This window comes from Streptomyces sp. 35G-GA-8 (assembly GCF_023534745.1).
In the GTDB taxonomy this organism is placed as follows: Bacteria; Actinomycetota; Actinomycetes; order Streptomycetales; family Streptomycetaceae; genus Streptomyces.
Map to the genome: position 1 here is coordinate 449,109 of NZ_JAMHJQ010000005.1, position 23,424 is coordinate 472,532.

Below are 23,424 nucleotides of genomic sequence, written 5' to 3' on the forward strand. Positions count from 1 at the left end.
GCGGTGTCAGTTCCGGTGTGGTAAGAGGTCCTGACGGCTGGGTCGGATGTGAGAAGCGACGTTCAGGGGAGGGCTGCCGCATGGCGGAGGACCGGGCGGGCGGACGCGGAGCGGGCGGTACGGGGGGCGGCGCGCGGGATGGCGCACGGGGCGGCGGGCGGAGCGAGCCGCGGGCCGGTGGGATGAGCCGGCGCAGGCTGGGCGGCGGGGTACTGGCCCTGGGCGGGGCGCTCGCCGTGGCGCCGATCCCGTTCGCCTCAGGCTCGGCCCGCGCCACCACACCCGGTTCGGACGGCGGGTCCGGCGGGTTCGGCGGGTCCGGCGGCGCGCGACGGACGACTCTGCGGCACGGCTCCGCCGAGCGGGCCGGTCTCCTCCCCGGTGAGCTGGACCGGCTGGTCGACGACGCGGCCGCCTTCCTCGGCCCCTCCCCCGCGCACCCCTGGTACGCGGGGGCCGTACTGCTCGCCGGGCGCGGGGGTACGGTCGCCCTGCACCGTCCGCTCGGCGCCGCCGTGCGCTACGCGTCGTACGACGAGAAGACCGACACCGGAGTGGAGCTGCCTCCCGAGCGGCGGATCGCGATGACCGAGGACACGGTCTTCGATCTCGCCTCCCTCTCCAAGCTGTTCACCTCGATTCTCGCCGTCCAGCGGATCGAGCGCGGAGCGCTGGAGCTGGCGGAACGCGTCACCACGTATCTCCCGGAGTTCGGGCGGGCGGGCAAGGAGGACGTGACCGTGCGCCAGTTGCTGACGCACACCTCCGGCTTCCGCGCCTGGGTCCCGCTCTATACGGCGCCGACGTACGAGGGCAAGCTCCAGCTGTTGTGGAACGAGGCCCCGGTGACGCGGCCCGGCACGGCCTATCTGTACTCGGACCTCAATCTGATCTCGCTCCAGCTGATCCTGGAGCGGATCACCGGTCGCACGTTGGACGCCCTGCTCCGTGACGAGATCACGGCCCCGCTCGGGATGCGTCGCACGCGCTACAACCCGCCCGCCTCCTGGAAACCGGCGATCGCCGCCACCGAGGACGCACGTCGGCCCTGGTCGGGGCTCGACCGGGGGCTGGTGTGGGGCGAGGTGCACGACGAGAACGCGTACAGCCTCGGCGGGGTCGCGGGCCACGCCGGGGTCTTCTCCCGCGCCTGGGACCTGGCGGTCCTCGCCCGTACGCTGCTGAACGGCGGCGCGTACGGCCGGGCCCGGATCCTGCGGCCCGAGTCCGTGGAGCTGATGTTCACCGACTTCAACTCCGGTTTCCCCGGCGACGCCCATGGACTGGGCTTCGAGCTCTACCAGCACTGGTACATGGGCGCGATGGCCACCCCGAGCACGGCGGGCCACACCGGGTTCACGGGCACCAGTCTCGTTCTCGACCCGACGACCGACTCCTTCCTGATCGTGCTCGGCAACTCGGTGCACCCCGTACGGAGCTGGCGGTCCGGCAGCGCGCCGCGCGTCGCGGCGGCCAACCGGATGGCGCGGGCCGTCGCCGTGCGGCCCGCGCACGGCCGTACCGCGTGGTTCTCCGGCATGGCGAGCGCCACGACGGCCACGCTGACGCTTCCCCCGGTCACGGCCCGCGCCGGAGTGCTGCGCTGTTCGCTGTGGTGGGACACCGAGCCGGACGCGGACGGGCTGTTCCTGGAGGCGTCGGCCGACGCCGGGGGCGCGTGGCGGCCGGTGCCCTTCACGACCGTGGGCCCCGGGCAGGAGCCGCTGGCGCACCCGGCGGGCTCGGCCACGGGCTGGTCGGGACGCGGCTGGCACCGGCTGACCGCTGATCTGGCGGCCTGGCGGGATACGGAGGTACGGCTGCGCTGGCGGTACACGACGGACCGGCTGTATGTGGGGCGGGGCGCGTATGTGGACGGGCTGCGGGTCGAGGACGGCGGACGCCCGGTCTTCGACGAGGCACGGCGGAAGGACGCGGCGCGTATCGAGGCGGCCGGCTGGGTGGCCTCGGAGGACTGACCCCCGGCGGCCGGGGAGGGCGCTCAGCGGCCCCTGGTGCCGTGCTGCTGGCGCAGGGCGGCGACCTGGCGGTACAGCTCCACCGCCTCGCCGCCCCGTCCCAGCTGCTCCAGGCAGTGCGCCTCGTCGTTCCTGGCCGCCAGGGTGTCCGGGTGGACGGCGCCCAGGACCCGGTGCCGTGCCTCGGCGACCCTGCGGTAGACGGTCAGGGCCTCGGACCAGCGGGCCAGCCAGCCCAGGCCGACGGCGATCTCGCGGCGGCTGACGAGGGTGTCGGGGTGGTCGGGGCCGAGGACCCGCTCGCGGGCCTCGCACACCTCTCGGGCCTCCGCGAGCGCCTCGTCCCAGCGGGCCAGCCGGCCCAGGTTGACCCCGAAGCCGTGCCGGGCCCGCAGGGTCTCCGGATGCAGCGGCCCCTGCACACGGGCGCGGTCGGCGACGAGCCCGCGGTACAGATCGAGCGCCTCCTCGCTGCGGCCGAGCCGGCCCAGGCTGATGCCGATCTCGTAGCGCGCGGAGAGTGTGTCGGGGTGGTCGGGGCCCAGCGCGCGGGCGCGGACCGCGGCCACCTCGCGGTAGCCGCCCAGCGCCTCGGGCCAGCGGCCGAGCCGCCCCAGCGCGTAGGCCACCTCGTACTGGCTGACCAGTGTGTCGGGATGGTCGGCGCCGAGCACCCGGGCACGGGCCATGGCGACCGAGTGGGCCAGCCCGTACGCGTCCTCCAGGCGTCCCAGACGGCCGAGGTTGTACGCCAGGTTGTGGCGGCAGCGCAGGGTGTCCGGATGGTCGGGGCCCATCGTGCGCTCGCGCGAGGCGAGCACCGCGGCGAACACGTCATGGGCCTCGAAGTGCCGGCCGAGCTGTCCCAGTACGAACGCCATCTCCTGACGGGCGGCGAGCGTCTCCGGATGGTCCGGGCCCAGCGCGCGGGCGCGCCCCTCCGCGACGCGGGTGAACTCGCGCAGCGCGTCCGCCGTGCGCCCGGTCCTGCTGAGCGTGAACCCGACCTCGTACCGGCTGGCGAGGGTGTCGGGGTGGTCGGGGCCCAGGGCGTGCTCCCGTTCCGCGGCGACCGCGCGGTGCACCTCTCCCGCCTCCTCCCAGCGGCCGAGCCGGCCGAGGCTCAGACCGGCGTTGTGCCGGCTGACGAGGACCGCGAGCTGTTCGGGGGACGGGGTGGGCCGCGCGGCGGCCGGATACGTTCCGGTGGTGGCGCGCGGATCGGCCGGGCGGGTCCACTCGCCGGTGAGGCCCGCGGTGTGGTCGGGCGGGGTGGGCCGCAGCACGGAGACACCGGTCGCCTTGTGGCCGGTGGTCATGGACCGGGCCCAGGGCGGCAGCGGGGTCGCGTCCGGCGGCGGCCCCGAGCCGCCCGGGTGGTGGGGCGTGGCACCCCCGTACGGCGCCGGGAAGGCCGGGGTCGGCTGCGGACCGCTGCTCAGCGGGCCCGTGCTCCCGAGCCCCGTGCCTCCCGGGACCGTGCCCGCCGGACCGGGGGCGCCGCGCGCCGCGCCGATCCTGCGCCGCAGGTCGCCCGCGTCGGTGGGCCGCTCCTCCGGCGTCTTGGCCAGCAGATCGAGGACGAGCCGGTCGAAGAACTCGGGCAGTTCCGACCGGTGCTTGCGCGGCGGCTCCGGGAGGGTGTCGCGGTGGCCGACCAGGACCGCCCAGGCGTCGCCGAGGTCGAACGGCGGGGCGCCGGTGGCGATCTCGTACAGCACGCATCCCAGCGAGTAGAGGTCGCTGCGGTGATCGACATGGCCGGCGCCGATCTGCTCGGGCGACATGTAGTGCGGGGTCCCCATCGCGATGCCGGTACCGGTCAGCCGCGAGGTGAAGCCGATGTCATGACCGAGCCGCGCGATGCCGAAGTCGCAGATCTTCACCGTGCCGTCGGCGAGCCGCATGATGTTGGCGGGCTTCAGGTCGCGGTGGATGATGCCCTGGCCGTGGGTGTACGCGAGGGCGTCCGCGACCTGCTCGGCGATGTCGACGACATGGGGCACCGGCAGCGGATGCTGCTCGTTGTCCTCCAGCAGCTGGCTGAGATTGCGTCCGTCGAGCAGCTCCATCACGAGATAGAGCACTCCGTTGTCCTCGCCGAAGTCATGGACGACGGTGACGCCCCGGTGCTGGAGCGCGGCGGCGACCCGCGCCTCCCTGCGGAACCGCTCCCGCATGATCCGGGTGAAGGACTGGTCCTGCTGCGGGCCCAGCGGCTTGAGGCACTTGACCGCGACCTGTCTGCCGAGCGACTCGTCGCGAGCCCGCCACACCTCGCCCATCCCCCCGCGCCCGATCAGATCGAGCAGCCGGTAGCGGCCCTGGATCAGCCTGGTGTCCGCCATCGCGTGCTGTCGCCCCCGTCACCTCGCTGCGCCCTCCCCGGCCCGTCCAGTATGGCCGCACCGTCCCGGAGTGTGCACGGGGCGGGACGGGTGTCGGGGCCGAGCCGGGCCATTGCCCGGAGAATGTGCCGACGGCCGTACGTTCTTGCCATACGTTCGTGCCATACGTCGTGGAGCCGGGCTGACGGGGCGTGCGGCCGGGTCCCCCGTCAGGACGGGCGGACCCGCGCGCGGCGTTGCACGATGGCAGCATGCTGTTGGCACCGCTCGCGCATGTCTCCCGGGAGGTCGCCGAGACGTCGGCGCGCTCCCGGAAGATCTCCCTGCTGGCCGGACTCTTCCGTACGGCGGGGGCCGAGGACGTGCCCATCGTCATTCCGTATCTGGCGGGCCGGCTCCCGCAGGGCAAGATCGGCGTCGGCTGGAACGCGCTGAAGGACCCGCCACCGCCCGCGGACCGCGCCACGCTGACGGTGCACCGGGTCGACGCCGTCTTCACCTCTCTCGCGGCGGTGGCGGGCCGTGGGGCACAGGGCGAGCGCAGACGGCTGGTCCAGGAGCTGCTGGGCGCGGCCACCGAGGAGGAGCAGCGCTTCCTGGTGGGGCTGATCTCCGGCGAGGTGCGCCAGGGCGCGCTGGACGCCGTCGCCGTCGAGGCGCTGGCGGAGACCTCGGGCGCGCGGGCCGCCGCCGTACGCCGGGCGGTGATGCTGGCCGGTTCCCTCCAGCAGGTGGCGGAGCGGCTGCTGACGGAGGGGCCCCGGGTGCTGGAGGAGTTTCTGCTGACGGTGGGGCGGCCCGTACTGCCGATGCTCGCGCAGAGCGCGGCGAGCGTCGCGGAGGCGATCGGCCGGCTCGGGGAGTGCGCCGTCGAGGAGAAGCTGGACGGCATCCGGGTGCAGGTGCACCGCGACGGGCCGACGGTCCGGATCTTCACCCGCACGCTCGACGACATCACGGACCGGCTGCCCGAGGTGACGGCGATCGCCCTGGGGCTGCCCGGCGACCGTTTCGTGCTGGACGGGGAGGTCATCGCGCTGGACGCGGAGGGCAGGCCGAGGCCGTTCCAGGAGATCGCGAGCCGGGTCGGCTCGCGGATGGACGTACGGACCGCGGCGGCGGCCGTTCCGCTGTCCCCCGTCTTCTTCGATGTCCTCGCGGCCGGGGGCGAGGATCTGCTGGAGCTGTCGTGCGCGGAGCGGCACGAGGCGCTGGCGCGGCTGGTTCCCGAGCCGATGCGGGTACGCCGGATCGTGGTCACCGGCGCGGCCAGGGAGGAGGGGCGGGCCGCCGAGGCCTTTCTCCGCGACACCCTGGCCCGGGGCCATGAGGGTGTGGTGATCAAGGCGCTCGACACCCCCTACAGCGCGGGCCGGCGCGGGGCAGGCTGGCTGAAGGTGAAGCCGGTGCACACCCTGGATCTCGTGGTGCTGGCCGCGGAGTGGGGGCACGGCAGGCGCACCGGCAGACTCTCCAACCTGCATCTGGGCGCGCGACGCCAGGACGGTTCGTTCGCGATGCTCGGCAAGACGTTCAAGGGACTCACGGACCAGATGCTGGAGTGGCAGACGGAGCGGCTGCGGGAACTGGCGGTCCGTGACGACGGCTTCACCGTGACCGTACGCCCTGAACTGGTGGTCGAGATCGCCTACGACGGACTCCAGCGGTCGTCCCGCTACCCGGCGGGGGTGACGCTGCGCTTCGCCCGGGTGGTCCGCTACCGCGAGGACAAGACCGCCACGGAGGCGGACACGGTCGAGACGGTCCTCTCGGCGCACGGCCGGGAGGTGGCGGAGCCCGGCTGAGGAAGCAGGGCCATGGGCCGGACAGGACCCAGGGGACGGCGGAACCCGCGAGTCCCGGGGCCGGTGAGCGGAACCGGCCCCGGGACGTGTGTGGCTCCCCGGGGGTTCCCGGGGGTCCCTGGCTTCCCTCGGACTCAGCCGCGCGGAACGACGGTCGCGAGCACCGTCGGCAGCGCGCGCCAGTCAGCCGAGATCAGGCTGGCGTTCCGCTGGGCCAGCAGGCTCAGCCGGTCGCGGGCCTGCTGCTCGGTGGGGTTGGTGCCGTCGATGGCCGGCGGCACGTTGTGGGCATCCGTCATCAGCAGGAAGTAGTTCCGCTGCGCGTACCACGCGGTGTCGATGCCGCCCGCCGTGTACGTGGCGGCGTCGCCGTCGAAGAACACGAACCAGGGCCTGATCGTCGCGTCCGTGTAGCGGGTGCGCGGATCTCCGGCGGTGGCCTTGTGGACGGCGGGGAAGGCCGCGGCCTCGCTCAGCCGGCCCGCCGCCTTGAGGTCACGGAGATGGGTGGCGTACTCACGGTCGGTCCACAGGGTGTCGAGGGGGTTCTGCTCCTCCACCGTGCCGGGGATCAGCTCGACGATGAACTTGCCGGCCATCTGCGCGCGCGACGGCCAGGCGCCCGCCTGGGCCGCCTGGTCGAGGTCGGCGCGGTCGCCCACCAGGTCGGCGGGGCGGAAGAGCGCGTCGCCGAGCTTGCTGTTGAGCAGCGCGTCCAGGGCGGCGGGGCCACGGCCGCCCTGCCCCTGGAAGCCGTCCTTCATCTCGATCTTGATGACGATGGGCCGGTGGTTCCGGTTGGCGTCGTGCCAGGTCCTGATGTCGGTCAGACAGCCGGCCAGATCGCGGTTCTTCGCGTTGGTCCGCAGCTGGCTCACCGTGGTGGCGTTGGCGCAGTTGTTGTCATTGCCCAGCGGATTGCTGTGGGACACCCGCCAGGAGGCGCCGAACAGGTTGGTCCATACGTCGAGTTCGAGCATCCCGGCCCCGGAGTCGAGCGCGTCCGCGAAGTACGGGAAGGTGGCCTTCTCGTACGCGTTGTGGACACCGACCCCGGTGGTGGAGGGGTAGGGAAGCGCGCCCGGGTCGGCGGCGCCGGCGGACGTGGCGGTGAAGGCGAGCACGGCGACGGCGCCGGCCGCCACCGTGGTGCGAAGGAGCTTTGCCATATGCCTTGTTCCTCCCGTTGCGCATGTCTTGGGCATGTCAACCGAGAGGGAGCGTAGGCGAGTTCCATGACGGGCGGGAGGACGCGAGCTTACGGATGTGATCAGCGGGAGCGGGCAGCGAGAAACGCGCCCCGCCGCTCGGTCGCGGTGGAGCGCGCTCGGTGCGCGAGGCGCCTGATGGGAGGTGCGGTCGCGCCAGGACAGCCGCGGTACGGCTGGGGCAGGCCCTAGGGCAGCTGCTCCTCGATGGCCGCGCGACCCCGCTCGGCCAGCCGCCGCCTGGCCCATTCGATGTTCTCGGGGGTGAGATCGCGGCCGGAGGCCAGCGCGAGATCTTCGGCCGTGACCTGGTCGTACGCGCCGGTGTGCAGCAGCCGGTCGGGGGTCACGCTCTCGGGCTCCGGTCGCGCCGTGGATTCTGCGTTCATGCCGCCTCCTCGTTCATCCGGTGTTCGCCATTCTCGTGCCCGCCGGGCCCCGCCGCATCCCCGGTATGCGGCGGCGCCGGGGCCGTGGATCACCCCGCCGGGCGGGGCCGGGAGGCGGACTGCCGCCCGAGCAGTTCCGCCAGCCCCCTGCGGGTGGCCGCCAGCACCACCCGGTCCCGGGGGTGCAGCACATAGCCGGGGTGCAGATCCCAGACCAGCCCGGCCGGCCGGTGCTGCTCATGATCGAGCCGGGTGTCGGCGAGATCGGGCACCCGGTCCCCCGGCGCCGCGGTGTCCAGCGCGATGACCCGCCAGGCGCCCGGCCGGAACACCTCCGCGACCGTGCGCCCCTCCAGCCTCGGATGACCCGCCACGTCTATGGCGGCCATCAGCAGCACCTTGCGCTCCACCGGGATGGCCCCGAGGATCTGGCGGCCCATCATGGCGATGGCGAAGGCGGGGGCCGCCAGGGTGGACACGCTGCGGCTGCGGGTGAGCGCCCCGGGATGCGCCGCGCGCAGGGTGCGGTAGACAGCGGTCGCGAAGTCGTCGTCGTACAGCCGCAGTGCCACCCGCAGATCGGGCGCGATGGAGCGTGCGTAGAGCGCGGCTTCGAGATTGGTGGTGTCGACGCTCGTGAGGGCGAGCAGCGCGTGCGCGCGCTCGATCTTGGCCGCCTCCAGCACCCCCTCCTGGGTCACATCGCCCAGGACGGTCGGCACGCGCAGGCCGCGCGCGAGCGCGATCCCCCGCGCGTCGGGGTCCTCCTCCACGCACACCACGGGGATGCCGAGCTCACGCAGGCGTACGAGCACCCGGCTGCCGATCTTGCCGAGTCCGAGGAGCACGACATGACCGGAGATACCGCGCGGCGGCCGACGCAGCGCCGACGCCGTACGGAACGTGCCGAGCGCCTCCAGGACCGCCGCGAGTACGACAGGCAGCAGCAGGATTCCGGTGACCATGGCGAGGAGCTGCATGACCTGCCGGGGCGCGGGCTCGCCGACGGCGGGATCGCCGATGGCGAAGAGATCGAGCAGCGTCAGATACATCGCGCCCAGCGGATGGGCTCCGGTGACCAGCGACGAGACGACCGCGAGGGCGAGTACGGCGGCGATGATCCCGGCGAAGGACCAGCGCAGCCGGCGGGAGAACAGTGAGGCGAGCGGGGCGCCGCGGCCCGCGAGCCGGCGCGGCGGCAGATCGGGAGCGGCGTGCGAGACGGCTTCCAGTACGACCGTGCCGCGTCCGGTGGCGGCGGCGGCGCTCGCGTCGTCGGGCAGCAGTCGCGGGCCGTCCTGGCCGCTGTTGTCCGAACCCTCCGCGCCCGCCGGGTCGTTGGTGGTGGCGGAGAGCAGGGCGAGGGTGCACAGCCCCGGGTCGGCGATCTCGCCGGGTCCCGGCGGGTTACGCTCCACGGCTCGCAGCAGCAGGCCGTCGGCCCGTACGACCTTGCTGGTCCCCGCGACGGCGGTGGCGGCCAGCGCGGGGGCCGCGGTGTCGGCGTCCGAGAGGACGGTGGTGGTGGCGTCCAGCGCCGCCCGGTCGAGACCGGGGACGGCGACGGCGGCGGCCTGGTCGAGCAGTTCCTCCAGATGCTGGCCGAGCTTGCGGTTGTAGAGCCGGATGACCAGCCGCAGATGGGGGTTGAGCCTGCGGGCCGCGAGCGCGACCCGGATATTGATCTCGTCGTCGTCATGGACGAGGGCGAGGGCCGCCGCCTCCTCGACTCCGGCGTCCACGAGGACATCCTCGTCGAGCTCCGCCGCCTCCAGGATGCGCGTGCCGTCCGGTCTCCTGGGCCCTTCCCCGGCCGGGTCCGGGAGCGTCGCCGCCGTACGGGCCATGGCCGCGGACATCCGTCCGAAGAAGGCGGAGGCTCTGCCCAGACCGGCCAGCGGGGCGGGCGGGAGGCGGGAGGGGCGTACCGGCGGGATGACGAGTGTGACCCGCTCGCCGTAGACATCGCGCAGCTCGCCCGCCAGCCGGTGGGCCAGTGTGTCGTCGCCGCAGACGACCATATGGCCCGCCGGTGAGGCCTGTTGTACCTGGTGAGGAAGTGTGGACACGGCACCAGTGTGCCGAACATCCGAGCGGACACGACACAGCCGCCCCTGCCAGGGACGTGGCGAGGAGCGGCTGAACCCAGGTCGGATCCCCCTTGTCCGGGGGACCTATGACGCCTGATCAGGTCTTTCGATCAGGCGCTCGCCACCGAGCGATCAGGTGTTCTTCACGGAGTACGAGTGGGCACCGACACCCGCCAGCGCCCCGTTGTCGACGATCAGATACTCGTCACGCAGCGGGGTGCCCGCGAACCAGGACTCCAGGATCTCCCGGGTCCCCGCGGCGTAGCGGGCCTGGGCGGAGAGCGAGGAGCCGGAGATGTGCGGGGTCATGCCGTGGTTCGGCATGGTCCGCCAGGGGTGGTCGGCCGGCGCGGGCTGCGGGTACCACACATCGCCCGCGTAACCGGCGAGCTGGCCGCTGCGCAGCGCGCGGTCGATGGCGTCCCGGTCGGCGATCTTCGCGCGGGCGGTGTTGATGAGATAGGCGCCGCGCTTCATGGTGGCGAGCAGTTCGTCGCCGAACAGCCCCTCCGTCTCGGGGTGGAGGGGCGCGTTGATCGTGACCACATCGCAGTGCGGGACCATCGCGGCGGCGCTCTCGTGCCAGGTGAGCCCCAGCTCCTGCTCGACGGACTCCGGGAGCCGGTGGCGGTCGGTGTAGTGCAGCCCGACGTCGAAGGGCGCCAGCCTGCGCAGCACGGCGAGCCCGATCCGGCCCGCGGCGACGGTGCCGACCTGCATGCCCTCCAGGTCGTACGAACGGGCCACGCAGTCCGCGATGTTCCAGCCGCCGTCCAGGACCCACTGGTGCGAGGGCAGGTAGTTCCGTACGAGCGAGAGCGTCATCATCACGACATGCTCGGCGACGCTGATGCTGTTGCAGTACGTGACCTCGGCGACGGTGACGCCCTTGGCGATGGCGGCGTCGAGGTCGACATGGTCCGAGCCGATGCCCGCCGTGATGGCGAGCTTCAGGTTCTCGGCCTTCGCGATGCGCTCCGCCGTCAGATAGGCGGGCCAGAACGGCTGCGAGATGACCACATCGGCGTCGACCAGCTCCTGGTCGAAGACCGAGCCCTCGCGGTCCTTGTCCGAGGTGACGACGAGGCTGTGGCCGCGGGACTCCAGGAACGTACGCAGCCCCAGCTCACCGGAGACACTGCCGAGGAGCTGCCCGGGGGTGAAGTCGATGCCCTGCGGGGTGGGCGTGGTCTGGCCGCCCGGGTAGTGGTCGATACGCGGAAGGTCGTCGCGGGCGTAGGTCTTGGGGTATCCGTCGACCGGGTCGTCGTACAGCACGCACAGCACCTTTGCCATGACAGCGGCTCCTCATTCGTTGCTGCGGGAAGATGTCTCCACCCTCGTGGCGGCGCCGGGTCATGGTCAAAATGAACCTTTCTATCTCGGGATAGGCGATGGCTATCCCGAATCACCGGGCGGGTCCGCCGGATACAGATAGGTGTCCAGAAGCCGGTCGAGCGCTTCCCGTACGCCCGCCTCCCTGGCTGTCTCCAACAGGGCTCTGGCCAGCACGGATCCGGGGCTGCGGTCGGCGATGACCAGGCCCACGCGCGGGCCGTGCGCCGGGTGTTCCAGCGGGATCACCCGCATCCCGTCGGGCACGCCGAACATATGCAGCCAGGCATGGGAGATGACGCTCGACCAGTGGCCGGCCGTGAGATGCGCGTACAGAGCGGCGACGGAGTCCGTCTCGATGGCCGGGGTCACGGCACTCACGCCTTCGGCGGCGAAGTACTCGTCCATGATGCGGCGGTTGCGCATCTGCGGGGAGAGCAGACAGAGCGGCAGCTCGGCGATCTCCGCCCAGCGGGCGGCCGGGCGGCCGGCCATCGGTCCGTCGAGCGGGGTGAGCAGCAGATAGCGCTCCTCGTACAGCGGGCTCCTGCGGACGAGCCCCAGGCTGTCGTCGTCCAGATAGGTCAGCGCGATGTCCAGCTCGAACGCGGCCAGCCGCTGGGCTATCTCGCGGGAGGAGAGGGAGTCGAGCGAGACCCGGGTCCGGGGATGGCGCTCCACGAAGGGGGTGGTGAGCAAGGAGGCGGCGGTCAGCGCGGTGGGAATGGCCCCCAGCCGCAGGGTGCCGGCCAGACCGTCGCGCATCGCGGAGAGCTCATGGCCCAGGGCGTCGCGCTCGGCCAGGATCCGGTGTGCCCAGAGCAGCACCCGTTCGCCCTCGGGGGTCAGCCCCTCGAAACGGCGGCCACGCCGCACGATGGGCACGTCCAGTTCGTGTTCCAGTTTGCGGATCGCGGCGGACAGCGAGGGCTGCGACACATAGCAGGCCGCGGCGGCACGGGCGAAGTGCCGTTCCCTGGCGAGGGCCACCAGATACTCCAGCTGACGCAGCAACATCGCTCGCTCCCCTGCTCGGTCCGCGTACTCACCCTGTCAGTCCGACGGCGCCGGCGGGACCTCCCCGACGGGCCGGGGCTCACAGGGCGACGAGGGTGACCTCGGTGGCCTTGACACTGGTCCATACGGATACGCCGTCGGCCAGGCCGAGTTCGGCGGCGGCCTGGGGCGTGATCTCGGCGACCAGATCGGGGGACTCGTCCGAGGTGATCAGGACACGCAGCCGGCTGCCGAGCGCGGTGATCTCGCGTACCGTTCCCGGCCAGACGTTGCGGGGGCTGCCGCCGGGGCGCTCACGGTGTACGGAGACGGCCTCCGGGGCGATGATCGCGAGGGCCGCCGTGCCCTCGGCGGGCGGCTCGGCCACCACCAGCCGCCCACCGGCGGCGAGTTCGAACCCGTCGGGACCCGACCTGCCGGGCCAGGCGTTACGTCCGAGCATCCGGGCCACCCACGGCGAGCGCGGGTTACGGGTCACTTCCGCGGGCGGGGCGTCCTGGAGGACCCTGCCGTCGTCGAGTACGAGAACCCGGTCGGCCAGCGAGACGGCCTCGACCGGGTCATGGGTGACGATCAGACAGACCCCGCCGAAGCCGTCGAGATGGCCGCGCAGGGTATGCCGTACCCGTGCCCGGGTGGTCTGGTCGAGCGCGGCGAGCGGTTCGTCGAGAAGCAGCAGCCGGGGCCGGACGGCGAGCGCGCGGGCCAGCGCGACCCGCTGCGCCTGGCCGCCGGAGAGCTGGTGCGGCTTGCGGTGGGCGAGCTGCCCGACGCCGAGGCGGTCGAGCCACTGGCGGGCGATACGGCGGGCCTCGGCACGGTGGACGCCGTGGGCACGGAGTCCGTACGCGGTGTTGGCGAGGGCGCTCAGATGGGGGAAGAGCGCGCCGTCCTGCGGCACCCAGGCGACACCGCGGCGGTGCGGTGGGAGAGCGGTGACATCCCGGTCCCCGAGGCGGAGTTCGGCGTGGGCGCGCGGGGTGAGGCCGAGGAGGGCGCGCAGCAGCGTCGTCTTGCCGGCGCCGTTGGGTCCGACGACCGCGATGGTCGTACCGGGCTCGGCGGCCAGGACGAGCCGGTTGAAGCCGGTGACCTCCGCGTGCAGTCGCCAGCGCTCGGCCGGGAGGGGGGACTTGTCCGCCGCGAGGACGGCGTCGTCCGGCCCGGACGGTGTGTCGGGCGCGGCGGCCGCGGGGGGCACGGAGGGCGCGTCCGTGTCGTCCGGCGGCGGGGCACGGTCCGGCGCGCGGTCGGCCGTCACACCCGTCCAGCGTCCGCGCAGTCCGATCAGGACGGCCATCGCGATGGCGAGCAGCAGCAGGGAGACCGAGGTCGCGGCCTCGGGCGAGTCCTGGAGCAGCAGATAGACCTGGAGCGGAAGAGTCTGGGTGGTGCCGGGGAGGTTGCCGGCGAAGGTGATCGTGGCGCCGAACTCGCCGAGGGCGCGCGCCCAGGTCAGCGCGGCGCCCGCGGCGAGCCCCGGGGCGACCATCGGCAGGGTGACGGTGAGGAACACCCGTACCGGCGAGGCGCCCAGCGACGCGGCGGTCTCCTCGTAGGCGGGCCGCATGCCGGCCAGGGTGCCTTCGAGGCTGATGATGAGAAACGGCATCGCCACGAACGTCGCCGCGATCACGGCGCCCGAGGTGTGGAACGGCAGGGTGATCCCGAAGGAATCCTCCAGCCAGGGCCCGAGCAGCCCCCGCCGGCCGAAGCCGAGCAGCAGCGCGACCCCGCCGACGGTGGGCGGCAGCACCATCGGCAGCAGGACCAGCGCGCGCACCAGCGTCTTGCCGGGAAACCTCACCCGGGCCAGCAGCCAGGCCAGTGGCACCCCGAGCACCAGGGAGAGCCCGAGCGCCCAGAAGGAGACCAGCAGCGACAGCCTCAGCGCCTCCACCACACCGGGGCTGGTGAGATGCGTCCCGAGATCGCCCCAGGGGGTGCGGGCGAGAATGCCGATCAGGGGCAGCAGCAGGAACGCGATCGCGAGCAGCGCGGGCAGCGCCAGCGCCACGGGGGCGCCGGGGCCACGGGTGCGCTTGCTTCTCATCGGGGTTCCTGGGAGGAGGAGTCGCTGGTCACCTGGTGGGGGTCACGGCTTCTGGAATCCGGCGTCCTGGAGGATCTTCTGCGCCTCGGGCCCGCTGAGCCAGCTGACGAACGCGGCGGCGGCGTCGCTGTGCTCGGAGGTCTTCAGGGTGGCGGCCGGGTAGGCGGCGATGGCGTTCTCCGCGTCCGGGATGGCGATGGCGTCGACCTTGTCGGTGGCGGTGGCGGCATCGGTTTTGTAGACGATGCCCGCGTCGGCCTCGCCGAGCTCGACCTTGCTCAGCACAGCACGCACGTTCGGCTCCTGCGAGACCGGCTTGACCTCGATCTTCTGGGCGTCGAGCACCTGCTTGCTGTACCGGCCGACCGGCACCTCGGGCGCGGCCAGGACGACCTTCAGCTTGGGGTCGGCGAGGTCCTTCAGGCTCTTGATCCCGTCCGGGTTGCCCTCACCGGTGGCGATCACCAGCCGGTTCTTGGCGATGATCTGCGGAGAGCCGGTGTCGCCCTGGAGACCGTCCATCGTCTTGGTGTCGGCGGTGACCAGCGCGTCCGCCGGAGCGCCCTGCTTGACCTGCGCGGCCAGCTCCTGCGAACCGGCGAAGGAGAACGTCACCTTCGTACCCGGGTTGGCCTTCTCGTAGGCGGCGCCCGCCGTCTTGAACACATCGGTCAGCGAAGCGGCGGCCAGCACGGTCAGATCCGCGGCGGGGGCGCCGCTCGCCGACGCCTCGGCGCTGGAGCCCGCGCCGGTGTCCTTCTCGCTGTCGCTTTCACCGCCGCAGGCGGCCAGCGGCACGAGCAGGGCGGCGGTCATGAGCGCGGTCGCGGCACGGCGCCGGGTGAGGACGAGAGACATGAGGGTGGACTCCTTGGCGGTACGGGCCCGGTGCGGGCACGCGAGCGGACGATGACAGGAGCGCCGGGGACGGGCGACGCCTCGGGGCGGTGGGGCAGGGCTCGGGGGCGTGTCCTCGAAGTCCCGCCCCGGCGCGGCCCGGGAGACGGCGACGGCGCGGTACGGCGCGTCGCGTCGCCTCGCGGGCGGCGCGGGTCACGGGCGGTCGATATGCACGCTGGTGGACTTCACGCGGGCGGTGGCCTGCATGCCGACCTCAAGACCCAGTTCCTCGACGGCTTCCCGGGTCAGCAGGGACACCAGCCGGTGCGGACCGGCCTGGATCTCCACCTGGGCGGCGACATCACCGAGCTTCACGGCGGTGACGATGCCGGGAAACGCGTTGCGGGCCGAGGTGTACGAGATGTCCTCCTCACCCGAGTCGTTCTGCGCGAGCTCGATGGAGAACGCCGCGAGCGCGCGGCCGTCGATCAGACGGCGCCCGCCCTCGTCACGATGGGTCGCGACGCGGCCGGCGTCGGCCCAGCGGCGCGCGGTGTCGGGGCTCACCCCGAGAAGCCTGGCCGCCTGACCGATGGTGTAGGACTGCATGTGCGACAAGATAGGCCGTATTCACTCGCACATACAATCCTTAAGATGATCATCCATGGCAGATGCGAGGTCGCCTGGAGGAAGTCCCCAAGGCCCGGTCCGGCCCGGTCCGACCGAGTCCCGGCCCCCGGCGGCCGGCTCAGCGCTTGACGGCCCGCAGGATGACGAACTTCGGATCGCTGGTCACGGTCTCGCAGTTGCCGAAGAGCCGCCGCAGCTTGGTGTGGTAGCCGAGATGCCGGTTGCCGATGACCCACAGCTCGCCCCCGGGCCGCAGCGCGGCGCGGGACCCGGTGAACATCCGCCACGCCGTCGCGTCGGTCGTCGCCTGATGGGTGTGGAACGGCGGGTTGTTCAGTACGAGATCGACGGTCCCGGCCGGTACGTCCGTCATGCTGTCGCCGAGGACGAACTCCGCCGCGGTCCCGGCGTCGACGTTCTTGTGGAAGGTGGCCTCGGCCGAGGCCACGGCCGAGAACGACTCGTCGATGAAGGTCACCCTGGCCGCCGGGTTCCCCAGCGCCATGGCCGTGCCGACCACACCGTTGCCGCAGCCGAGGTCGACCACATGCTCGGCCCCCTGGCGCCGGGGCAGATGGCGCAGCAGGAAGCGCGTACCGATGTCGAGCCGCTCGGCGCAGAAGATCCCCGCGTGGTTGACGACGGTACGGCCCGATACGGTTCCGAGCCCTTCCGGCAGCGCGTAGCTGTGCGGCCAGGGGCTGGCGGTCCTGGTGCGCCCCGGCGTGGCCGTGGTGAGGATCAGCCGCGCCTTTCTGACCGCGAGCGAGGTCCTGGTCGGCCCGAGGATCTGCTCGAACAGCTTCAGTGTGGAGGTGTGGATCTCGGTGACCCGTCCCGTACCGATGATCACGGTCCCCGGGTGCACGGCCGGAGCGAGGCGGTGCAACTGGTCCTCAAGCAGCGCCAGACTCTTGGGGACACGGATCAGCAGCACGTCGACGCGCTCCGGCGGGGTGTCCCTGGCCGAGAGCAGCCGTACGGAATCCGCGCCGACGCCGGCCCGGCGCAGATTGGCGCGGGTCGCCTGCTGGGTGAGATACGAGTCGGTGATCTGCACGAGCGGGTCCGCGCCGAGCTGTTCGAGCCGGCGCGCGGCGAGCACCGTGGTCAGCGCGCCCCAGCGGTCACCGACGACGACCACCGTGCCCGACAGGTCCGTCGGTTCGACGCCCCCCGGCGTGTCGCCCGCCGGCTCCGTGTCCGTCGGCGTGTCGCCCCGCTGCGCGGAGTCCCCCTGCCCGCCCTCGGCTCCCGCGAGATGCCGCAGCAGATATTCGTCGGCGGCGTCCCACGCGCGCAGCGTCTCGCGGGGATGCTCGGGGAATCGGGTGAGGCCGAACTCGCCCCAGGGTGTCGTCAAACGGTTCATCGTGGTCACAGGCTATCCGTCCGGGAGCGCGGCGTACGCTTCGAGACGCGCGCGATGCCTGTTCAGCGCCGGTCCTGCCCGCCCGCCGCCGCGCCGCTCGGTCATCGGGCGGGCCCGTCCTTCGACGACCGGCGCGCACGGTCGAGGGCCGCCCGCGCCTGGCCGACCGTGAGGACGGCGGCGAACTCGTTGCGGGCGATCTCCAGCACCACCTGGGCGTCGGCGGGCGGATGGGGGTGGTCGCGCAGCGCGATGTCCGCCGCCGCCCGGGCGAGCAGATCGTCGTCGGGGGACGCGCCCGGCTGGGACATGGTGCGCAGGACCTGGTGCCAGAGCCCGGTCATCGCGTCACTCCCCTTCGTCCGCGAGGCCGCCCCGCGCGCCGTCCCTATGCGCCACGGCCTCCATGGGAACGCCGGAACCGTCGCCTCCGACGGCGCCGTCGGGGGCGTCGGGGGCGGCGGAGAGACCGAGGACGGCGAGAGCGTGGTGGACCAGCTCGTCGGCCAGCATCAGTGGCGAGAACATACTGGTGTTACGGGCCCAGTGCCCGACCAGTTCATTGACCGCCCCGATCAGGGCGACCATGGCGAGCGCGTAGTCGCGCCGTACCGCCTCGCCGCGCTCCACGGCACGCTCCGCCTCCCCGATCAGGAAGTCGGTCCACAGGCCGCGCCAGAGCAGCCGGTGGTCCTCCACCGCGCGCCCGACGCCGACGACCTCGATGAACGCGATCCGGGTGGCCGCGGGGTCGGCGGTGACGGCGTCCACATAGGCGCGGGTCAGGGCCGTGATCCTGGCGCGGGTGTCCGCGGACTCCGTCGCGGGATCGCTGAGGACCGTCAGCGCCGCTTCCATGCCCGCGCGGGCGACATCGTTGTGCAGCGCGATCAGCAGCGCCTCACGCCCCTCGAACTCCTCGTAGAACGCGCGGATGGAGACTCGCGCGGTGACACAGATCCGCTCGATGGAGGTGGCCGGGTAACCACGGGCGATGAACAGCTCGGTGGCGGTCGTGAGCAGCCGCTCGCGCCGCCGCGCCCTGCGCGCCTGGCTCGTGCGGTCCGGCGCGGGTGGTGTATCCCCGGGTGACTGGCCCGTGCCGGCGGACGGTGTGCCCGTACCGGCGGACGGTGGGCGCGCACCGGCGGACGGCGGTCCCGTACGCGCGTGCGAACGGCCCGTACCGGCGGGCGATGTGTCTGCGGATTTCCGGACCGGATCCATCCGACCTCCCCGAATCGCCCTGTGTACGTGCGGTGTTGCGCGGTCGCGTGGGGGTAAGGGCGCTTATCGAGCATGGCACGCGCCGGGGGCCGACACGCCGTGATCCGAGAATGCTCCGCTGTCCGCCGTCGCGGTGCATTCCCATGTGAAAACCACCCGAATGGCCGTCACGCCGGGCTCCTCGGGCGCCGGAACGCGATGCTCGTGCTCACGGGCGATACCGCGTCATCGACCAGCGGAGGGAGCGGGGCCGTGATGACCACTCCCGCGGACCGGGCGGAGCGCGGCCGGTCCGCACGCAAACAGGCGTCCCGGTCATCGCACGGTCTGTGGATACCCGCCGCCGACCGGCTCGATCCGCTCACCGTACTGGCGCGCCAGACCGCCAACCGCGTCCCCGAGCTGCTGCCGCTGCGCTACGAGCGGATGGCCGCCTCTCCGTTCGCCTTCCTCCGCGGCGCCGCCGCCGTGATGGCCGCCGATCTGGCCACCCAGCCCCGCACAGGACTGACCGTCCAACTCTGCGGGGACGCCCATCTGCTGAACTTCGGTGTGTTCGCCTCGCCCGAGCGCGCGCTGCTCTTCGACCTCAATGACTTCGACGAGACCCTTCCCGGCCCCTTCGAATGGGATGTGAAGCGGCTCGCCGCGAGCATCGCGGTCGCCGCGGGCGAGAACGGCCACTCCGAGCCCGACACCCGGCGGGCCGTGCACGCCGCCTCCGCCGCCTACCGGACGTCGATGCGGCGGCTGTCCGCCCGCGGTGAACTGGACGTCTGGTACGAGCGGCTCGACGCCGAGGACATCCTTCCGCTCATCCGGTCGGAACACCGCAAGCGCGTCGAATCCCAGCTGGCGCGCGCCGGGGAACGCATCGGGCTGCGGACGCTCGACATGCTGACCGACGCGCCGGACGGGCACCGCAGGATCACGCCCGACCCGCCCCTGCTGCAACCGGTGAGCCGACTGGACATGGCCGTGCTCCGCCGCGTGTTCATCGGCTACCGGAGCACTCTCCCGGAGGACCGGCGCACACTCCTCGACCGGTACCGCTTCATCGACGCGGCCCGCAAGGTCGTGGGCGTCAGCAGCGTCGGTACGCGCTGCTACATCGTGCTGCTGGAGGGCCGGCACGCCGGGGATCCGCTGTTCCTCCAGATCAGGGAGGCCGAGCGGTCGGTGCTCGAACCCCATCTGCGGCAGAGCGGCTATCCGCACCAGGGCCACCGGGTGGTGGCGGGGCAGCGGCTGCTCCAGGCCGCGGGCGATGTCTTCCTCGGGTGGGTGACCGGGCCCGAGGGCCGGCACTTCTACTGGCGCCAGCTGCGTGACATGAAGGGCTCCCCCGTCGTGGCGGACATGTCGCCGCCCCTGCTGCACGACTACGCGCGGCTGTGCGGCGCGGCGCTGGCCCGCGCCCACGCCAGGTCCGGCGACCGGATCGCCATCGCCCACTACCTCGGCGGCTCCGACGCCTTCGACCGCGCCATGGCCGACTTCGCGCTGCGGTACGCCGACCGGAACGCGGCCGACCACGCCGCGCTCGCCGCGGCGGTGGCGGCGGGACGGCTGCCGGAGGAGCGCCCGGGGCCGGTGAGCCACCACCGGTAGCACACCCCGCCCGGCCGGCTACCAGTCGTGCACGGTCCCGTCCATGAGGCGGTTGACGGGCAGATAGGCCGGTGTGTACGGGAAGCGCGCGGCGGCCGTCTCGTCGAGTTCCACACCGAGGCCCGGCTGATCGGACGGATGCAGCAGCCCCTCGCTGAAGCGGTAGGAGGTCCGGAAGACCTCCAGCGTCCTGGCCGAGTGCTTCGTGTACTCCTGAATGCCGAAGTTGTGCACGGCCAGGTCGAGATGGAGCGCCGCGGCCATACCGACGGGTGAGATGTCGGTGGGCCCGTGGATGCCCGACCTGATGCCGTACAGAGCGGCCAGGTCGAGAAGCTTGCGCATCGCCGTGACGCCCCCGACATGCGTGACGGCCGAGCGTACGTAGTCGATCAGCCGCTCGCTGAGCAGAACGCCGTAGTCGTGCGGGGAGTTGAAGACCTCACCGATCGCCAGCGGGGTGGTGGTGTGCTGCCGGACGAGCCGCAGGGCCGTGGGGTCCTCGGCGGGCGTGGCGTCCTCCAGCCAGAACAGGTCGTACGGTTCGAGGTCCTTGCCGAGCCCGGCCGCCTGGATCGGTGTCATGCGGTGGTGTCCGTCGTGCAGCAGCGGCAGTTCCGGGCCGAACTCCGCGCGTACCGCCTCGAACACCCGGGGGACATGGCGCAGATACGCGCGGGTGTCCCACACCTCCTCCACCGGCCGGGGCGGTCCGTCCGCCGATCGGCGCGCGGGGTCGTCGTCGTGGCCGCCGCTTCCCGCACCGGACGCGGCCACGCCGTAGACCGAGTCGAGCCCCGGAATCCCGGACTGGATCCGGAGGGCGCGGTACCCCTGCGCCAGATGGGCGCGTACGGAGTCCAGGATCTCGGGGACGTCCCGTCCCGAGGCATGGCCGTAGGCGAGGGCGCCGGTGCGGGAGGCCCCGCCGAGCAGCTGGTAGAGCGGCATGCCGGCGGCCTTGGCCTTGATGTCCCAGAGCGCGGTGTCCACCGCCGCGACGGCGGCCATCGTCACCGGTCCCCGGCGCCAGTACGCACCCCGGTACAGGTACTGCCAGGTGTCCTCGATACGCGCCGCGTCCCGGCCGATCAGCAGCGGCGCCACATGGTCCGCCAGATAGCTCCCGACGGCCAGTTCACGTCCGTTGAGGGTGCCGTCGCCGAGTCCGGTGAGGCCGTCCTCCGTGGTGATCCGCAGGGTGACGAAGTTACGGCCGGGGCTGGTGACGATGGTGTCGGCAGCGGTGATCTTCATAACGGGCGCGGCTCCTGTCGTACGCGAGGGGTGGCGGTGCCGTACCGCTCCAGAATGGCCCATGACATGTCCGCGCCCCAGAGGCACCACTCAGCGGCGTCCCCTCAGCGCGCGGCCCGTACCAGCAGGACGGCGGCCTCCCGCGCCTGGAGGGCCGGTTCCGCCGTTTCGAGTATCGCGGCGGTCACCATGGCGCCCTCGGCGAGGAGTTGGAGCTGATCGGCCGTGTCCGGGGGCAGCTCGGCATCGGCCACCAGGGCGGCCAGATACCGTTTGAAGGCGAGCTTGTGGGCGCGCGCCTGGGCCGCGACCCGGGGCGAGGTGGCGCCGAGTTCGCCGTACGCGTTGATCCAGGCGCAGCCACGGAAGTCCGGCTCGCCGAACCAGGTGTGCAGATGGTCGAAGACCGCCAGGATCCGTTCCTCGGGATCCCGGTGGCGCTCCACCCGGTCGGCCAGCCGCTGGCGCCATACGAGGTCGCGCCGCGCGAGATACGCCTCGACCAGCTGCTCCTTGGCGGGAAAGAGCTGGTAGAGCCGCTTGAGCGAGACTCCGGACGCGCCGCGGATGTCGTCCATGCCGACGCTCTGGACGCCCCGGGCGTAGAACAGCCGCTCGGCCGCGTCCAGCGCCTGTTCCCTGGCGGCCACGCCGTCCATCCTCGGCACGTTCCCCACTCCGCTCCTCGTCCCCTCGCTCCTTGACCTGAGAACCATCGTTCTCTAGCGTATCAACGAGCGAGGAGAACGACAGTTCTCCATGGTGGTCCACACCCTGCGCACCGTCCGCACCGTCCACCCCAGAAGGAGTCCGTGATGAGCACCCGCCCGCCCCTGCCGCCGTTCACCCTCGACACGGCGAAGCAGAAGGTCCAGGCCGCCGAGGACGCGTGGAACACCCGCGATCCGCGCAAGGTCTCGCTCGCCTACACCGAGGACTCGCGATGGCGTAACCGGGACACGTTCGTCACCGGCCGGGACGCCATCGTCGAGCTGCTGACCAGCAAGTGGGAGCGCGAGCTGGAGTACGCGCTGCGCAAGGAGCTGTGGGCCTTCGAGGCCGACCGCATCGCGGTGCGCTTCCAGTACGAGAGCCATGACGCGGACGGCCAGTGGTGGCGCTCGTACGGCAATGAGCTGTGGGAGTTCGACGCGGACGGCCTGATGTCCCGCCGCGAGGCCAGCATCAACGACGTACCGATCCAGGAGAGCGAGCGCCGGATCTTCGGCCCCCGGCCCGACGCGGAGCGCGGGGTGCCGTTCCCTCTGCGTTGAGCCATCAAGCCATCAAGAGCCGCGCCGCTGGGCCGGGGGCCTCAGCCGGCGTCCAGGGCCGGGCCCGCGGTGTCGAGGGCGGCCCCCGCGTCGTCCGCGAGCGTCACGGCCACCAGCCGCACCTGCTTGGAGGGGACGAGGCCGGGATTGGGCCGGAGCATGAACCGCCCCACGTAATGCCCGCTGCCCGCCGCCCGTAGCTCGATATCGCCGTCCGGCCAGCCGAGCTGCTCGATGTCCCATGGCCTGCGGTCCACCGTCACGGTGCCGTCCTGCTCCAGGCGGGCCGGATGGCCGAGAAGACTGCCGTACTCGAACCGGCAGCCCCGCAGCCGCAGGATCTCCACGAGATGACGGCTCACCTGGTCGACCACGGAGTCCGGAGAGCCGGTGGACTGCGCGAGCCGGGCGGTGTCATGGATCCGGGCGAGCAGCCCGGCGTCCACCACCGTCATGACATGCAGCCGCCGGGCATGGGCGGCCAGTTGTGACACGGCGAGCCCCACCAGCAGCAGCAACACAACGGTCGCGATGTCGGTGGCGCCGGTGATACTGAACCGCTCGAACGGCCGGGCCAGAAAGAAGTCGAACCACAGGGCCGCCGACAGCGCGGCCAGCGCGCCGGCGACACGGTTCCCCATGGCGGCGACCGCCACGACGACCAGGACGAGGATCAGCGCCAGGTCGGCGCTCGCCAGGCCCGAACGGAACGGCAGCAGCAACAGGGCGACCGCCAGGGGCGCGAACAGCGCCGCGCCGAGTGCGATGCGGTCGCGAAGCGGGAATGTCATGGTCCACCTCGCAGTACATCGTGTGCCGGACCGGATCGTCCGACCACCGAATCCAGGCCGAACACCGGCCCACACCTTCAATTCTCCCCCCGGGGCCCCCGGCGACTCGGGCCGTCGAGCGTCTTGACGCGGCCCTGCCGTCCGCCGGACGGACCTTGACGCGATCTTGACGCCCGGCACCGGCCGTCAGTGCGGGAC

General features: G+C 72.5%; 19 protein-coding genes. 4 read left to right on the top strand and 15 right to left on the bottom strand.

What is annotated here, in order from left to right; genetic code table 11:
• Positions 1-80: 80 nt before the first annotated feature.
• On the top strand, positions 81-1,979 hold the full coding sequence (locus M1203_RS13535) for a serine hydrolase (RefSeq protein ID WP_374402872.1): 1,899 nt from the start codon (positions 81-83) through the stop codon (positions 1,977-1,979).
• Between the two features lie 23 nt (positions 1,980-2,002).
• Here M1203_RS13535 and M1203_RS13540 read toward each other — a convergent pair whose 3' ends face one another.
• On the bottom strand, positions 2,003-4,327 hold the full coding sequence (locus M1203_RS13540) for a serine/threonine-protein kinase (protein ID WP_249949880.1): 2,325 nt from the start codon (positions 4,325-4,327) through the stop codon (positions 2,003-2,005).
• A 251-nt stretch (positions 4,328-4,578) separates the two neighbouring features.
• Here M1203_RS13540 and M1203_RS13550 point away from each other — a divergent pair, with 251 nt between their 5' ends.
• On the top strand, positions 4,579-6,132 hold the full coding sequence (locus tag M1203_RS13550) for an ATP-dependent DNA ligase (protein ID WP_249949881.1): 1,554 nt from the start codon (positions 4,579-4,581) through the stop codon (positions 6,130-6,132).
• Positions 6,133-6,266: 134 nt separating this feature from the next.
• On the opposite strand, the gene M1203_RS13555 is transcribed toward M1203_RS13550, so the two are convergent.
• The 11 genes from M1203_RS13555 to M1203_RS13605 form a co-directional block, all read right to left on the bottom strand.
• Positions 6,267-7,301: a phosphatidylinositol-specific phospholipase C domain-containing protein gene (locus M1203_RS13555; protein WP_249949882.1), complete on the bottom strand. Its 1,035-nt coding sequence runs from the start codon at positions 7,299-7,301 to the stop codon at positions 6,267-6,269.
• A 227-nt stretch (positions 7,302-7,528) separates the two neighbouring features.
• Positions 7,529-7,729, bottom strand: coding sequence for a hypothetical protein (locus M1203_RS13560; protein WP_249949883.1), 201 nt, complete (start codon positions 7,727-7,729; stop codon positions 7,529-7,531).
• Positions 7,730-7,818: 89 nt separating this feature from the next.
• Positions 7,819-9,750 (bottom strand): NAD(P)-binding protein, encoded by a 1,932-nt coding sequence (locus tag M1203_RS13565; protein ID WP_249950042.1) that lies wholly within the window; start codon positions 9,748-9,750, stop codon positions 7,819-7,821.
• A gap of 201 nt (positions 9,751-9,951) precedes the next feature.
• Positions 9,952-11,115: an NAD-dependent formate dehydrogenase gene (locus M1203_RS13570; protein ID WP_249949884.1), complete on the bottom strand. Its 1,164-nt coding sequence runs from the start codon at positions 11,113-11,115 to the stop codon at positions 9,952-9,954.
• Positions 11,116-11,217: 102 nt separating this feature from the next.
• On the bottom strand, positions 11,218-12,171 hold the full coding sequence (locus M1203_RS13575) for a LysR family transcriptional regulator (RefSeq protein WP_249949885.1): 954 nt from the start codon (positions 12,169-12,171) through the stop codon (positions 11,218-11,220).
• Between the two features lie 79 nt (positions 12,172-12,250).
• On the bottom strand, positions 12,251-14,224 hold the full coding sequence (locus M1203_RS13580; protein ID WP_249949886.1) for an ABC transporter permease: 1,974 nt from the start codon (positions 14,222-14,224) through the stop codon (positions 12,251-12,253).
• A gap of 42 nt (positions 14,225-14,266) precedes the next feature.
• Entirely contained in the window at positions 14,267-15,082 is an 816-nt protein-coding gene (modA, locus tag M1203_RS13585; RefSeq protein ID WP_249949887.1) for a molybdate ABC transporter substrate-binding protein, read from the bottom strand.
• Between the two features lie 195 nt (positions 15,083-15,277).
• A complete protein-coding gene (locus M1203_RS13590) occupies positions 15,278-15,673 on the bottom strand; it encodes a molybdopterin-binding protein (protein WP_249949888.1) in 396 nt (131 codons plus the stop codon).
• A 139-nt stretch (positions 15,674-15,812) separates the two neighbouring features.
• Complete coding sequence (locus M1203_RS13595; protein WP_249950043.1) at positions 15,813-17,066, bottom strand: methyltransferase; 1,254 nt, start codon at positions 17,064-17,066, stop codon at positions 15,813-15,815.
• A 101-nt stretch (positions 17,067-17,167) separates the two neighbouring features.
• Positions 17,168-17,410 carry a hypothetical protein gene (locus M1203_RS13600; RefSeq protein ID WP_249949889.1) on the bottom strand — a complete coding sequence of 81 codons (243 nt, stop codon included), beginning with the start codon at positions 17,408-17,410 and terminating at the stop codon, positions 17,168-17,170.
• A 4-nt stretch (positions 17,411-17,414) separates the two neighbouring features.
• Entirely contained in the window at positions 17,415-18,293 is an 879-nt protein-coding gene (locus M1203_RS13605) for a TetR/AcrR family transcriptional regulator (RefSeq protein WP_249949890.1), read from the bottom strand.
• 255 nt (positions 18,294-18,548) lie between these two features.
• Between M1203_RS13605 and M1203_RS13610 the strand changes: the two genes are divergently transcribed.
• Positions 18,549-19,904 (top strand): DUF2252 domain-containing protein, encoded by a 1,356-nt coding sequence (locus tag M1203_RS13610; protein ID WP_249949891.1) that lies wholly within the window; start codon positions 18,549-18,551, stop codon positions 19,902-19,904.
• An 18-nt stretch (positions 19,905-19,922) separates the two neighbouring features.
• On the opposite strand, the gene manD is transcribed toward M1203_RS13610, so the two are convergent.
• On the bottom strand, positions 19,923-21,161 hold the full coding sequence (gene manD, locus M1203_RS13615) for a D-mannonate dehydratase ManD (RefSeq protein WP_249949892.1): 1,239 nt from the start codon (positions 21,159-21,161) through the stop codon (positions 19,923-19,925).
• Positions 21,162-21,265: 104 nt separating this feature from the next.
• Positions 21,266-21,820 carry a TetR/AcrR family transcriptional regulator gene (locus tag M1203_RS13620; RefSeq protein WP_249949893.1) on the bottom strand — a complete coding sequence of 185 codons (555 nt, stop codon included), beginning with the start codon at positions 21,818-21,820 and terminating at the stop codon, positions 21,266-21,268.
• Positions 21,821-21,976: 156 nt separating this feature from the next.
• Here M1203_RS13620 and M1203_RS13625 point away from each other — a divergent pair, with 156 nt between their 5' ends.
• The gene (locus M1203_RS13625; RefSeq protein WP_249949894.1) at positions 21,977-22,435 is read left to right on the top strand and encodes a nuclear transport factor 2 family protein; all 459 of its coding nucleotides are present in this window, start codon (positions 21,977-21,979) and stop codon (positions 22,433-22,435) included.
• Between the two features lie 41 nt (positions 22,436-22,476).
• On the opposite strand, the gene M1203_RS13630 is transcribed toward M1203_RS13625, so the two are convergent.
• On the bottom strand, positions 22,477-23,226 hold the full coding sequence (locus tag M1203_RS13630) for a DUF4118 domain-containing protein (protein WP_249949895.1): 750 nt from the start codon (positions 23,224-23,226) through the stop codon (positions 22,477-22,479).
• Positions 23,227-23,424 lie beyond the last annotated feature (198 nt).